The sequence below is a fragment of the Methylobacterium sp. J-118 genome (genome assembly GCF_057836565.1).
Map to the genome: position 1 here is coordinate 4,895,063 of NZ_JBYQFA010000001.1, position 12,660 is coordinate 4,907,722.

The following is a 12,660-nucleotide window of genomic DNA, read 5'->3' on the forward strand; positions in this document are numbered from 1 at the left end:
ACTCACAGATCGAGCCGGGCCACGCGGGCACGGGACGAGGCGCGGGTCCCCCCTCCCGCCCGGGAGAGGGGACCTGTGACGCCTTCCCGAGGCGCGGTGAGAACCTCGTGGCCCCCGTGGGGAGGAGAGCGCGTCTGGTCGGTGTCCCGGCACATCCGGAAACACCTTCAGAGGGCTGGGCATAAGCCCTCTGGGATCCCTCGATCCCAGAGCGGATCACCGGCCGTCAGCCGGCGGCGATCCGCCGGCAATGGTCGAGGGCGGCACCGATCAGGTTGTCGCTGGCCTCCGGCGTCCGGAAGGCCGAATGCGCCGAGAGGGTGACGTTGGGCAGGCCGGCCAGCGGGTGATCGGCCGGCAGCGGCTCGACCGCGAACACGTCGAGCCCGGCCTGCGCGATCGGCCCGGTGCGCAGGGCCTCGACCAGGGCGGCCTCGTCGACCACCGCACCCCGGGCGGTGTTGATCAGGATGGCGCCGGGCTTCATCGCGGCGAGGCGCGCGGCCGAGAGGAAGCCGCGGGTCTCGTCGGTCAGCAGCAGGTGGAGCGAGACCACGTCGCTCTCGGCGAGCAGCCGGTCCAGCGCGACGAAGGCGACCCCCGGATGGGCCTTCGGGGTCCGGTTCCAGGCGAGCACCCGCAGGCCGACGCCCAGGCACAGCCGCGCCATCTCGGCCCCGATCCCGCCGAACCCGACGAGGCCCACCGTCTTGCCGGTGAGCTGCATCCCCTCGGTGCGGAGCCAGGATCCGGCACGCATGCCCCGGTCCATGGCGGCGATGCCCCGGGCGGCGGCCCACATCAGCGCGAAGGCGCATTCGGCGACCGCCGTGTCGCCGTAGCCCTTGATGGTGTGGACCGTCACGCCGAGCTCGGCCTGGAGCGCCTCCGGGTCCATGTAGCTGCGCGCGCCGGTGCCGAGGAAGACGACGTGCTTCAGCCCCGTGCAGGCGCGGGCCACGGCCAGGGGGAGGGCGGTGTGGTCGATCACCGCGACCGCGGCCCCGGCCAGGATCCCCGGCAGGTCCTCCGGGCCGATGGCGGGCTCCGCGTGGATCGCGAAGGGCGGGTCGTCCGGCTGCAGCAGGCGCCGGGCCACCGCCGCTAGGATCTCGTTGGCATCCACGAACACCGCGCGCATCGGCATCTCCCTGTTCCGTCCCCACGATGCGTCCGGTGCGCGGGCGGTGCAAAGCCCCTGCCGCGCCAAGTCGCCTCGCGCCAAGTCGCGCGCGCAGAGGGTCCGGATCAGGCCGTCAGGGCAAGGCCGATGCCGAGAAGCCCCAGCACGAGACCGCCCTGGAGCCAGCAGGCCGTGCGGTACAGCGCAAGCGCCCGGGCGATGTCGTCCGGCGTGGCCTCGGCCCGGCCGTCGCCCATATGGGCGTCGGGGACGAGGGCGCCGTCGTAGACCCGCGGTCCCGCGAGCCGCAGGCCGAGGGCCCCGGCCATCGCCGCTTCCGGCCAGCCGGCATTCGGCGAGCGGTGGCGGCTGGCGTCGCGGGCCATGGCCCGGAACGCGCCGCGGGCGTCGGCGCCGCGCAGGGCGGCCGCCCCGGCGATCAGCAGGCCGGCGAGCCGCGCGGCCGGCAGGTTCACCAGATCGTCGAGCCGGGCCGCCGCCCAGCCGAAGGCGGCGTAGCGCGGAGTCCGGTGGCCGATCATGCTGTCGGCGGTGTTGATTGCCTTGTAGAGCGCACCGCCGGGGAGGCCGAGGCCGCCGATCCAGACGGCGGGCGCGACGATCCCGTCGGAGAAGTTCTCCGACAGGCTCTCGATGGCGGCGCGGCACACGGCCGGCGCGTCGAGCCGTTCGGGGTCGCGCCCGACGATCATCGCCACCGCGCGGCGCCCGGCCTCCAGGCCGCCGGCGCGCAGGGCCCGTTCCACCGCGGCGACGTGGTCGTGCAGGCTGCGCTGCGCGGGCAGGCTGGCGCAGATCAGGCCGAGGAGCAGCCAGGCGGGGAGGGGGCCGGCGAGGCCCGCCAAAGCCGTGAGGCCGAGCACCGGCAGCCCCACCGCGGCGAGCAGGAGCGCCAGGGCGAGGCAGCCCGCGGCCCGGCGCCGCCGGGCGCCGCCGCGGTTGAGGCCGCGCTCCAGGGCGGCGATCAGCCGGCCGATCCAGGTGACAGGGTGGCCGACCGCCCTGTAGAGCGCGTCCGGATAGCCGGCCGCCGCCTCGATCCCGAGGGCGAGGGCGAGGATGGCGAGCGTGTCGGCAAACGTACCGGGCAGATGGACCATTCGGAGTGGAACGTTCTCGCGCGTGAGCCCGCCCCGATCGCCCATGGCGGCGATCTCGGCGCGCTGCGGCTGGCCTTTCCCGACGCGCCGGAACCGTGGCTCGACCTCTCGACGGGGATCAACCCGGTCCCCTATCCCGTGCCGCCGGTGGAGGCCAGCGCCTGGACGCGGCTGCCCGAAGCCGCCGAGGTCCAGGCCCTCCGGGAGGCCGCCGCCGCTTCCTACGGCGCCCCCGGCGCCGGTCACGTCGTGGCCGCCCCCGGCACCCAGATCCTGATCGAGACCCTGCCCCGGCTCCTGGCCCCGACCCGGGTCGCGGTCCTCGGGCCCACCTATGCCGAGCATGCCGCCGCCTGGGCCCGGGCCGGGCACGCGGTGGCGGAGATCTCCGGCCCCGAAGCGGTCGGCGATGCCCGGGTCGTTGTGATCGTCGATCCCAACAATCCGGACGGGCGGACCCATCCGCTGGCGGCGCGCCGCGCCCTGGCCGCGGCGCTCGGCGCCCGCGGCGGCCTGCTGGTGGCCGACGAGGCCTTCGCGGATCTCGAGCCGGTGGAGAGCCTGTGCCCGCATGCGGCGCCGGGCCTCGTGGTGCTGCGCTCCTTCGGCAAGACCTACGGGCTCGCGGGCCTGCGCCTGGGATTCGCCGTCGCCGATCCCGGGACGGCGGAGCGGATCGCCGGGGCGCTCGGCCCCTGGGCGGTGTCCGGGCCGGCCCTGGCGATCGGAACGGCCGCCCTGTCGGATACGGCGTGGCGCGCCGAGGCCGCGCAGGCCCGGGCGGCGGATGCGGGCCGCCTCGACCGGATGATCGCCCGGGGCGGCGGAACCGTCGTCGGCGGCACGCGCCTGTTCCGGACCGCGGCGTTTCCCGACGGGCCGGACCTCTACCGGCGGCTCGCAGCGGCGGGGATCGCGGTGCGGCGCTTCGCCGAGCGCCCGGAGCGCCTCCGCTTCGGCCTGCCGGCCGGGAAGGCGGCGTGGTGCCGGCTGTCGCGGGTGCTCAAGTAGAGCGCCCCCCGGGCGGATGCGGATCGCGGGCCGCCACCAGCACGGCCAGCGCCGAGAAGGCGAACCCGACCGCGCAGACCCCCGCCCAGCCGACCAGCAGGAAGGCCTGCGAGCCGGCATAGGCGCCGAGCGCCCCGAACACGAACAGGGTCGTGAACAGCACGGTGTTGATCCGCCCCCGCGCCCCTGGGACCAGGGCGTAGGCCCGGGTCTGGTTGGCGATAAGCGCGCCGTTGATGCCGATGTCGATGAGCAGGACGCCGAGCGCCACTGCGACGAGCGACCACGTGCCCGCCCAGAGCACCACGAAGGACAGGGCGACCAGGAGGCTGCCGCCGAGCACCACGGGCTTGGCCCCCCGCCGGTCGGTGAAGCGGCCCGACAGGGGCGCCACGAAGGCCCCGCAGACGCCGATCACCCCGAACAGCCCCGCCCCGGCGGCCGAGAGCCCGAAGGGCGGCCCCTCCACCAGCAGCGCCAGGGTCGCCCAGAAGGCGTTGAAGGCGGCAAACAGCAGCGCCTGCGACAGGCTCGCCGTGCGCAGCACCGGCTGGGTCCGGGCGAGGTCGAGGATCGACAGCATCAGGGCGCGGTAGCGCAGGGGATGGGTCTGCACCGTCTGGGGCAGGGTCGCCCGGGCGATGCCCGCCATGACCAGCGCCAGCAGGGCCGCGACCAGGAAGACCGGCCGCCAGCCGAGATGCGCCCCCAGGAACCCGCTCGCCGTGCGGGCGAGCAGGATGCCGGTGAGCAGCCCGGTCATCACCTGGCCGACGACCCGCCCACGGCTCGCATCCGGCGCGAGCTCGGCCGCGAACGGCACCGCCTGCTGGGCGGCGCAGGCAAACACGCCGACGACGAGATGGGCGAGGGCGAGGCTCGCGAGGTTGGGCGCCAGCCCCACCGCGAGGAGCGCCAGGGCGAGGCCGAGGCACTGCCACACGATCAGCGCGCGCCGCGGCAGCGCGTCGCCGAGGGGCACGAGCCCGACGATGCCGAGCCCGTAACCCACGAGCGCCGTGGTCGGCACCCAGAGGGCGGCGCGGTCGCCGAACTCGGCCACGATCAGGCCGAGCAGCGGCTGGTTGTAGTAGATGTTGGCCACCGCCCCACCGGCGATCAGCGTCAGGCCGAGACGGGCTTTCGCGTCGAGCATCGGCGTCACGGCTGGGTCGAGGGCAGGCAGGTACGCCGCCGCGGAAGGGCCATGGTCGGGTCCGGGTCTCGGGGAGGGCATTCGATCCGTCAGCGATACGGGCCCGGCGCGCCGGCCGGCAAGCTGCGGCGATGCATCCCTGCCGGCACGCCCCGCGCCCCTTCACGGCCGCCGCCGTCGCACCATATGCGATCGACAGGGCCGGCGCCGGTGGCGCACGATCGGGTGCCGCACAACACGAAGGCCGGGCGTCGAGCCGATCACGGTTCCGCACCGGACGACGAACGAGAGGGCGGTTCGTTCCGTGCGACCGCAGCAGGAACCGCCGCAACAGGGAGTACGGGATGCCGAACTACCGCGTCGACTTCGCCAAGGAAATCCTCGGAGTGCCGTTCACGATCGGCTCCGTCGAGATCACCCGGGCCCGCGATCCCGAACGCGCCCGCCGCGCGGCCGAACTCCGCTTCGCCCGCCAGCACGGCGTCGGCGACTGGCGGGAGCGGGCCGACCTCGCCACCGTGGCCGAGCGGCTCTGATTCGCGCGGCCCCGGTCGGTCACACGACCTTCGTGCCGGACCGGCACGCTCGATCTTCGCACCCGGCGGACGCTCAAGCTCTGGTCGCGGCGCCCGCACCGCCGTAGAATGGCCGGCAGGATCGGGATGCCGATCCGGCCTCCCCGGCGGGGGCCGGCGGCACGCGTATCCGGGTGCGCCTGCGTCCGAACGGCGAATCGGCGCCGGGGAGCGGGACGCGCTTCGAGTCCGGGCCGACGGGAGCCAGTGCGAGGGTCATGGCGGCGATCTCCTTCTTCGGCGACCTGCTTCAGACCATCAGCGAGCGCGGCCGCGACCTGATCGGCATCGGGCGCGGCGACCTGGCGTCCCGGGCGAGCGCGGGCGACCTCGTCAAGCTGTGCGAGGATCTGATCTCCCGGCGGGGCGAGGCCTCGGGGGTGGCGCTGGCCCGCCTGATCCTCGACCGCTACGCGAGCTTCGGCCAGGCGGAGCGCCACGCCTTCCTCCGGGCCATCGCCCTCGACTTCGACGCGGACCATGCCGCCGTGGACGCGGCGATCGCCGCCTACCGGGCCGCCCCGACCCGGGCGCGGCTCGGCAGCCTGCACGACGCGGCCGAGCCGCGCAGCCAGGAGTTGATCCGCCGCCTCAACCTCGCCCGGGGCGGCACGCTGAGCCTCGTGCGGATGCGCGAGGACCTGTTCGACCTGCGCCGGACGCTCCGCTCCGGCGAGGATTCGGATCCCGACCTGCTGGACGCGGTTGACAGCCTGGATTGCGATTTCGAGCACCTGTTCGCCTCGTGGTTCAACCGCGGCTTCCTGGTGCTGCGCCACGTCGACTGGACCACGCCGGCGCATATCCTGGAGAAGATCATCCGCTACGAGGCGGTGCACGCCATCTCCGGCTGGGACGACCTGCGCGCCCGGATCGAGCCGCCGGACCGACGCTGCTTCGCGTTCTTCCACCCGGCGCTGGCCGACGAGCCGCTGATCTTCGTGGAGGTGGCGCTCACCGACCAGATCGTGCCGGCCATCGCGCCGATCCTGTCGCGGGAGCGCAAGCCGCTGCAGCCGCAGGCGGCCAACACGGCGGTGTTTTACTCGATCTCGAACTGCCAGAAGGGCCTGGCCGGCGTCACCTTCGGCAATTTCCTGATCAAGCAGGTGGTCGAGGATCTCACCCGCGAGGTCCCGACGCTCAAGACCTTCGTGACGCTGTCGCCGGTGCCGGGCTTTTCCGCGTGGCTCGCCCGGGAGCGCCGGGCCGACAGCCCGCAGGGTCTCCTGCCCGAGGATGTCGAGACCCTGCGGGCGCTGGACGATCCGGACTGGCCCGCCGACAAGACCCGGGCCGAGGCGGTGCGCAAGGCGCTGATCCCGGCGGCGGCGGCCTATTTCCTGCGCGCGAAGAACGAGCGCGGGCGCCCCCTCGACCCGGTGGCCCGGTTCCACCTCGGCAACGGCGCGCGCCTCGACCGGATCAACTTCCTCGGCGACACCTCGCAGAAGGGCCTGTCCCAGGCCCACGGCCTGATGGTGAACTACCTCTACGACCTCGCCGCCATCGAGCGGAACCACGAGACCTACGCCAATCTCGGCACGGTGGTGGCATCCCCGGCGGTGAGCCGGGAGCTGCGCGCCAAGCTGCCGCCCCCGCGCGCCGTGGTGCTGGCCGAGGCGTGAGCCGGGGGGCGCCTTCTGTCATCGCGGCAGCGGCTCGCCGCCTGAAAGGGCTCGCCGGGAGGCCCCTGAGGCGGCTATGGGTGCGGGCGACACGAAGGCCCGCGACAATTCAAGCCGCCCGATGACCAACCACCTCTTCTCCCTGATCCGGGACGGCGTACCCGATCCCGCCAAGCCGGTGATCGAGACGCCGGAGGGCCGCCGATACACCTACGCGGACCTGATCGCCCGCGCCGGCGCCTATGCGGCGGCCCTGCGGGCGGCGGGCGTCGCGCCGGGCGACCGGGTGGCCGTGCAGGTCGAGAAGAGCCCGGAGGTCATTTTTCTCTACCTGGGTGTGGTCCGGGCCGGCGCCGTGTTCCTGCCGCTCAACACCGCCTACACCCCGGCCGAGATCGGCTACTTCCTGGGCGACGCGGAGCCGGCCGTGTTCGTCTGCGACCCCGGCCGGCGCGACGCGCTCGCCGAGGCGGCGTCCGGTGTCCGCCAGGTCTGGACCCTCGACGCCGCGGGCGGCGGCAGCGCCGCCGAGGCGGCGGACCGGGCCGGGGCGGCGGGCCGCGACTTCGCCGACGTGCCCCGGGGCCCGGAGGATCTCGCGGCGATCCTCTACACCTCCGGCACGACCGGGCGCTCTAAGGGCGCCATGCTGACCCACGACAACCTCGCGTCGAACGCCCGGACGCTGGTGGAGTCCTGGCGCTTCACCGCCGACGACGTGCTGATCCATGCCCTGCCGGTGTTCCACACCCACGGCCTGTTCGTGGCGACCAACACGGTGCTGGCGAGCGGCGGCGCGATGCTGTTCCTGCCCCGGCTCGACCCGAAGCTGATGCTGACTTTGATGCCCCGGGCCACCGTCCTGATGGGCGTGCCGACCTTCTACACGCGCCTCCTGAAGGAGCCGGGCCTCACGCCCGAGGCCGCCGCGGGCATGCGCCTGTTCGTGTCGGGCTCGGCGCCGCTGCTCGCCGAGACCCACCGGGAGTGGCAGGCCCGCACCGGCCACGCCATCCTCGAGCGCTACGGCATGACCGAGACCAACATGAGCACCTCGAACCCCTACGCGGGCGACCGGGTCGCCGGCACGGTCGGGTTTCCGCTGCCGGGCGTGTCCCTGCGGGTGGTCGATTCGGAGGGCGGCGCGGCGCTGGGCCCCGACGCGGTCGGGATGATCGAGGTGAAGGGCCCGAACGTGTTCCAGGGCTACTGGCGGATGCCCGAGAAGACCGCCGCCGAGTTCCGGGACGACGGGTTCTTCATCACCGGCGATCTCGGCAAGGTCGATCCACGGGGCTACGTCCACATCGTCGGGCGCGGCAAGGACCTGATCATCTCGGGGGGCTTCAACGTCTACCCGAAGGAGGTCGAGACCGAGATCGATGCCCTGCCTGGCGTGGTCGAATCCGCGGTGATCGGTTTAGGCCATCCCGATTTCGGCGAGGCGGTCACCGCCGTGGTGGTGGGCGGCCCGGGATGCCCGGACGAGGCCGGGGTGCAGGCCGCCCTGGAGGGTCGGCTCGCCCGCTTCAAATGCCCCAAGCGCGTCCTGTTCGTGGACGAGTTGCCGCGCAACACCATGGGCAAGGTTCAGAAGAACTTGCTCCGGGAGGCGTATGCGGGGCTGTACCGGGACTGATTGAGGCTCCCGGTTCGGTCCCCGGCGCAAAGGAATACCTCTGCAATCTTCGCGAGCGCAGTGACCCAGGGTCACTGCGCTCCGCGCGTGATAACGGTGCGGGTACGGCTTGCGCCGTAACCCGGTTCAGAGGTTGTGCTGCGTCCGCTCCCCCTCCGGAGGCGTGTGGTCGTCCGGATCGGTCACCTTGCGGGCGGCGGCGTTGAGATTGTCCGGGTCGAGGGCGGTCTGGACGAACTCGCGGCCGATACTGGTCACCTCGCGGGCGTAGCGCAGGCCCTGGTCGCGCACCTCGTCGGCCCAGGGGCCGATGCTCCGGTCCTCCTGGCGGGTGCGCGGCAGCAGCGCACCGAGCAGCAGGCCGGCCGCGACGCCGACCACCCCGACGAGGAGCGGGTTGTCGTCCACGAACCGTTCCACGGCGGTACGGCCGCGCTGGAGGCCGTCGATCCCCTGGCTGGTCAGGTCGTCGAGCGCCCGCAGGTTGCGCCTGTGGAGCGCGCCCGCCCGCTCGCGCACGTCATCGTAGGCCGCCGAGGCGCGTTCGCGGGCCTGATCGGCGGCGCCGCCCAGACGTCCGTTGAGATCGTCGGCGAGGTCCGACACGGTCCGGCCCGCCTGCCCCGCGAGGTCGGCGGCCCTATCGCCCGCCGCCTGGACGCCTTCCTTCACCGTAGCGGACGCCGCGTCCGCGGACGTCGTGGAGCCGCCGCTCGAGAGCGGCGCGGCGCCGTGCGGCATCGGATCGTGCAGGCCGCGCGGGTCGGGCCGAAGGGTGAAGTCACCCGCCGCCGTGCCGGGAGCTCCGGGATCGCCGAGGCCGGCCGGATCCGGGCGGAGGCTCCTGTCGCTGGTTCCGTGCGGCATGCCCGCCTCGGCGGCGATCTGCTCGGGGGTGCGGGAGGGGGTGGCGGGGGTGCCCGGCTTGTCGGTCATGGCGCTGTCCTCGGATGTCCTCTCGGCGGCGCGCGGTTGTCCGCGGGCGGCGCCGTTCGTTCCGGCCGCTCGGCCGGCCTCGGGTCGTTGGTGTCCGGTCCTGCCGGGGTGTCAGATCTCGGTCTTGTCCAGGGGATCGCGCGCCGGGCGCGCGGTCGGGAGATCGGGGTCGTAGCCGCGCGCCGTGCCGGTGTTCAGGGCGGCCACGCGTTCGGCCGAGACCTCCGTCCGCCGGCGCTGGGCGTCGCGCGCCATCCGGTTGACCAGCAGGCCCACGCCGGCCGCGATCAGCAGCACCGGCACGGGGTTGCGCCGCACCGCGTCCAGCGCGCTGTCGTAGGTGCTGTTCAGGGCCGGCACGCGCCGGGCATTGCCCAGCATCTCGTCCACGAGGTTCGGCACCGAGAGCCGGCCCTGGATGCGGTCGATCGTGTCGTCGAGCCGGGCGCGGCTCTCCTCGATCTCCTTCTCGAGGTCGTTCATCGTACTCATCCGGACACGCGCTCCGACAGGGCCTGGGCATCCTGGCGGACCTGACGCGTCGTGCGCGTCGGGGCCAGGGTCGAGAGGGAGAGGACGCTGCGCGCCCACAGGGCCATGCCGAGGGCGAGGGCCAGCAGCACGCCGCCGACGATCAGGGCGGAGAGCCACTCCGATCCGACGATGGTGGCGAGCCACTTCACGAAGGCCCCGATCAGGACCAGCAGGGCGACCACGGCGAACACCGCCGAGCCGACCATGCAGGCGAGGCCGACGATGAGCTGGCGGACGTTGCCGGCCATCTCGGCCCGGAACAGGGCGATCTCCTTGCGGGCGAGCTCGTTGGTCTCGCGCAGGGCATCGCCGATCAGGCTCTGGATGCTGGAGGCGCCGGTCTGGCGCGGATCTGGACCCTGGGCCATGGCGTCAGGCCCGGAAGCTGTCGCGGGCGTCGCCGTCCGACGCCTCCGGCGGCAGGCTCGACGACTTGATGAAGCGGGCGGCGATCAGGCCGGCCACGAAGGTGCCCACTGCCACCGCCACCGGCGCCCGCCGGGCGAAGGATTCGGCCTCGCTGTAGAAATCGCCGAGGCTGCGCCGTTCGATCTGCGAGCCGAGCTGCTCCAGCCCGTCGGCGGCGCTGTCGAAGAAGGCGCGCACGTTTGGCTTGTCGCCGAGGTCGCGGCCGGAATTGCGGATCGTCTGCGCCAGATCGTGGACCGACTGCGCGGCGTCGCTCTTGCGCTGCTCGACATAGGTCTGCGCCTGGACCCGGGCCGCGTCCAGGAGACCGCGCCCGCGCTCGGCCGCCACGTCGGCCAGCCCCTCGACGTCACCCTGCAGGGCACGCCACTGGGCGCGCTCCGGGGTCGCCCCGTGGGGTGCCTCCTGGGACGGCTCGTGGGGCGGATCCTTCAGCGGATCCTTGGGCGCGTTCTGCGGGAACTCAGTGCCGGCCATCTCGAAAACACTCCTCGCGACGCGGGGACGCCGCCGCTCGCGGCGACCGCGGCCCCCGCGATGGCTGAGTAACCGACTGGGCTGTGACCGGTTCCGGTGCCACGTGCAGGCCGGACCGATGCCCGTTCCGGACGCGACTCGCGGCGCCGCTCAGTCCGCGTTCAGGCACGGTCTGGCAGAACCGCCACGCTTCGACAACGGGGACCCGAGCGGCCGTCACCGCCGCGCACGCGGTCGGCCCGGCGGGAAAGGCCTCGACGGGAACGACATGGTGCCAGGACGGAGCGGCCGCCCTGTCCCGGAACGGCACGGGCTCGACTTGACCCGCGCCCGGCTTCACGCTTGGGTTGCCCCAAGACCATCAAAGGATCGCGCAGGCCCCCCGCGCGTTCTGACCATCACGAAGTCTCGATGCAGGCGCGGCAAGGCCCTTGACTTGACCCGCGCCCCTGATCCGGAGCCGACCCGCGTGGCACGCCTTGTGATCGTATCGAACCGCGTCGCCGTCCCGGAGGAGGGCGGCAAGGCGGTCGCGGCGGGGGGCCTGGCGGTCGCCGTCAAGGAGGCGTTCACCGCCTACGAGGGCCTGTGGTTCGGCTGGAGCGGCACGATCGCGGAGGAGCCCTCCGAGGAGCCGACCCTGATCGACCGGGGCCGCGTCCAGTACGCCGTGGTCGACCTCTCGCCGCAGGACCACCTGGAATATTACGCCGGCTTCGCGAATCGCGCCCTATGGCCGATCATGCATTACCGGCTGGGGCTGGGCGCCTTCTCGCGCTCGGACTATGCCGGCTATTGCCGCGTGAACCGCACCTTCGCCCGGGCGCTGGCCAAACTGGTCGAGCCCGACGACATCATCTGGGTCCACGATTACCATCTGCTGCCGCTGGCCGCCGAGTTGCGCGGCCTCGGGCTCGACAACCCGATCGGCTATTTCCACCACATCCCGTGGCCGGCCGCCGACGTGTTCAACTCGCTGCCGGCGAGCACCGAATTGCTGCGCGCCATCGTCGATTACGACCTGATCGGCCTGCAGACCGAGGCGGATGTCCAGAACCTCCAGCGCAACCTCGTCGACACGCAGCGGGCGATTCCCCTGGGCGGCGGCTCGCTGATGGTCGACGGGCGCCGGACCCGGATCCGCGCCTTCCCGATCGGCATCGACGTCGCGGGCTTCAAGGACGCCGCCGAGAAAGCGGGGTCCAACAAGGTGGTGCGCGAGACCATGGCGGGCCTGCGCACCCGCAAGCTGCTGATCGGCGTCGACCGGCTCGACTATTCCAAGGGCGTGCCGGAGCGGATGGAGGCGGTGGAGAGCTTCTTCGCCTCCAATCCCGACCAGCGTGGCAACGTCACCTACATCCAGATCACGCCGAAATCCCGCAGCGAGGTGCCGGAATACGAGCAGCTCGCCCGGGACGTGAACGAGAAGGTCGGCGAGATCAACGGCGCGCTCGGCGATCCGGCCTGGACGCCGATCCAGTACATCACCAAGGCCTATCCGCGGCCCGTGCTGGCCGGGCTCTACCGGGCGGCCCGGGTCGGGCTGGTGACGCCCATGCGCGACGGCATGAACCTCGTGGCCAAGGAATACGTGGTCGCCCAGGCCGAGGACGATCCCGGCGTGCTGGTCCTGTCGAAATTCGCCGGCGCCGCCCGGCAATTGCCCGAGGCGCTTCTGGTCAACCCCTACGACCGGTTCGAGGTGGCGGAGGCGATCCGCGCGGCGCTCTACATGCCCAAGGCGGACCGGCTGGCGCGCTGGAAGCCGATGGTCGAGCGGATGACCCGCGAGGACGTCGACTGGTGGGCGCGCAACTTCCTGGCGGAACTCGAGAATTTCCGCACGGTCGAGCGCGAGCCGCCCACCGCTGCGGCGGCCGCCGAGTAGACGGCGGTGGAACCTTCACTGTCCCGGGTTTTCAGAGGGATCATCCCATTGGCGGGCTCTCGGGGCAGAGCCCCGATGTCGGGCGTCGCCCGAACCCGGCAGGATTTTGCCCGGCCCCCACGAAAGGTCGAAGACCTTTT

At 73.0% G+C, this 12,660-nt stretch carries 12 protein-coding genes; 5 read left to right on the forward strand and 7 right to left on the reverse strand.

What is annotated here, in order from left to right:
* Positions 1 to 226: 226 nt before the first annotated feature.
* Both AC3IF3_RS23980 and cbiB read right to left on the reverse strand, forming a co-directional pair.
* The gene (locus AC3IF3_RS23980; RefSeq protein ID WP_489230555.1) at positions 227 to 1,141 is read right to left on the reverse strand and encodes an NAD(P)-dependent oxidoreductase; all 915 of its coding nucleotides are present in this window, start codon (positions 1,139 to 1,141) and stop codon (positions 227 to 229) included.
* Positions 1,142 to 1,248: 107 nt separating this feature from the next.
* On the reverse strand, positions 1,249 to 2,244 hold the full coding sequence (cbiB, locus tag AC3IF3_RS23985; RefSeq protein WP_489230556.1) for an adenosylcobinamide-phosphate synthase CbiB: 996 nt from the start codon (positions 2,242 to 2,244) through the stop codon (positions 1,249 to 1,251).
* Between cbiB and cobD the strand changes: the two genes are divergently transcribed.
* Entirely contained in the window at positions 2,236 to 3,255 is a 1,020-nt protein-coding gene (cobD, locus tag AC3IF3_RS23990) for a threonine-phosphate decarboxylase CobD (protein WP_243966242.1), read from the forward strand. The genes cbiB and cobD overlap by 9 nt on opposite strands.
* Here the strand turns inward: cobD and AC3IF3_RS23995 are convergent.
* On the reverse strand, positions 3,248 to 4,411 hold the full coding sequence (locus tag AC3IF3_RS23995; protein WP_489218547.1) for an MFS transporter: 1,164 nt from the start codon (positions 4,409 to 4,411) through the stop codon (positions 3,248 to 3,250). The genes cobD and AC3IF3_RS23995 overlap by 8 nt on opposite strands.
* A 344-nt stretch (positions 4,412 to 4,755) precedes the next feature.
* Here AC3IF3_RS23995 and AC3IF3_RS24000 point away from each other — a divergent pair, with 344 nt between their 5' ends.
* The 3 genes from AC3IF3_RS24000 (at position 4,756) to AC3IF3_RS24010 (ending at position 8,253) form a co-directional block, all read left to right on the forward strand.
* A complete protein-coding gene (locus AC3IF3_RS24000) occupies positions 4,756 to 4,947 on the forward strand; it encodes a hypothetical protein (RefSeq protein ID WP_192709409.1) in 192 nt (63 codons plus the stop codon).
* A 257-nt stretch (positions 4,948 to 5,204) separates the two neighbouring features.
* Positions 5,205 to 6,614: a malonyl-CoA decarboxylase gene (locus AC3IF3_RS24005; protein WP_243966265.1), complete on the forward strand. Its 1,410-nt coding sequence runs from the start codon at positions 5,205 to 5,207 to the stop codon at positions 6,612 to 6,614.
* A gap of 121 nt (positions 6,615 to 6,735) precedes the next feature.
* On the forward strand, positions 6,736 to 8,253 hold the full coding sequence (locus tag AC3IF3_RS24010) for a malonate--CoA ligase (protein WP_489230558.1): 1,518 nt from the start codon (positions 6,736 to 6,738) through the stop codon (positions 8,251 to 8,253).
* Between the two features lie 126 nt (positions 8,254 to 8,379).
* Here the strand turns inward: AC3IF3_RS24010 and AC3IF3_RS24015 are convergent, their stop codons facing one another.
* The 4 genes from AC3IF3_RS24015 to AC3IF3_RS24030 all read right to left on the reverse strand — a co-directional run bounded on the left by AC3IF3_RS24015 (position 8,380) and on the right by AC3IF3_RS24030 (position 10,629).
* On the reverse strand, positions 8,380 to 9,189 hold the full coding sequence (locus tag AC3IF3_RS24015) for a hypothetical protein (RefSeq protein ID WP_489230559.1): 810 nt from the start codon (positions 9,187 to 9,189) through the stop codon (positions 8,380 to 8,382).
* A gap of 111 nt (positions 9,190 to 9,300) precedes the next feature.
* A complete protein-coding gene (locus tag AC3IF3_RS24020) occupies positions 9,301 to 9,672 on the reverse strand; it encodes a DUF3618 domain-containing protein (RefSeq protein ID WP_243966271.1) in 372 nt (123 codons plus the stop codon).
* Between the two features lie 5 nt (positions 9,673 to 9,677).
* The gene (locus AC3IF3_RS24025; RefSeq protein ID WP_243966272.1) at positions 9,678 to 10,091 is read right to left on the reverse strand and encodes a phage holin family protein; all 414 of its coding nucleotides are present in this window, start codon (positions 10,089 to 10,091) and stop codon (positions 9,678 to 9,680) included.
* Positions 10,092 to 10,095: 4 nt separating this feature from the next.
* Positions 10,096 to 10,629 carry a hypothetical protein gene (locus AC3IF3_RS24030; protein ID WP_243966274.1) on the reverse strand — a complete coding sequence of 178 codons (534 nt, stop codon included), beginning with the start codon at positions 10,627 to 10,629 and terminating at the stop codon, positions 10,096 to 10,098.
* Between the two features lie 469 nt (positions 10,630 to 11,098).
* On the opposite strand from AC3IF3_RS24030, the gene AC3IF3_RS24035 reads away from it, so the two are divergent.
* Complete coding sequence (locus AC3IF3_RS24035) at positions 11,099 to 12,520, forward strand: alpha,alpha-trehalose-phosphate synthase (UDP-forming) (RefSeq protein ID WP_243966276.1); 1,422 nt, start codon at positions 11,099 to 11,101, stop codon at positions 12,518 to 12,520.
* The last annotated feature ends 140 nt before the right edge of the window (positions 12,521 to 12,660 follow it).

Coding starts and splice junctions, on each gene's coding strand:
- AC3IF3_RS23980 (WP_489230555.1), bottom strand. CDS start 1,141: ATGCGCGCGGTGTTCGTGGATGCCAACGAGATCCTAGCGGCGGTGGCC.
- cobD (WP_243966242.1), top strand. CDS start 2,236: ATGGACCATTCGGAGTGGAACGTTCTCGCGCGTGAGCCCGCCCCGATC.
- cbiB (WP_489230556.1), bottom strand. CDS start 2,244: ATGGTCCATCTGCCCGGTACGTTTGCCGACACGCTCGCCATCCTCGCC.
- AC3IF3_RS23995 (WP_489218547.1), bottom strand. CDS start 4,411: ATGCTCGACGCGAAAGCCCGTCTCGGCCTGACGCTGATCGCCGGTGGG.
- AC3IF3_RS24000 (WP_192709409.1), top strand. CDS start 4,756: ATGCCGAACTACCGCGTCGACTTCGCCAAGGAAATCCTCGGAGTGCCG.
- AC3IF3_RS24005 (WP_243966265.1), top strand. CDS start 5,205: ATGGCGGCGATCTCCTTCTTCGGCGACCTGCTTCAGACCATCAGCGAG.
- AC3IF3_RS24010 (WP_489230558.1), top strand. CDS start 6,736: ATGACCAACCACCTCTTCTCCCTGATCCGGGACGGCGTACCCGATCCC.
- AC3IF3_RS24015 (WP_489230559.1), bottom strand. CDS start 9,189: ATGACCGACAAGCCGGGCACCCCCGCCACCCCCTCCCGCACCCCCGAG.
- AC3IF3_RS24020 (WP_243966271.1), bottom strand. CDS start 9,672: ATGAACGACCTCGAGAAGGAGATCGAGGAGAGCCGCGCCCGGCTCGAC.
- AC3IF3_RS24025 (WP_243966272.1), bottom strand. CDS start 10,091: ATGGCCCAGGGTCCAGATCCGCGCCAGACCGGCGCCTCCAGCATCCAG.
- AC3IF3_RS24030 (WP_243966274.1), bottom strand. CDS start 10,629: ATGGCCGGCACTGAGTTCCCGCAGAACGCGCCCAAGGATCCGCTGAAG.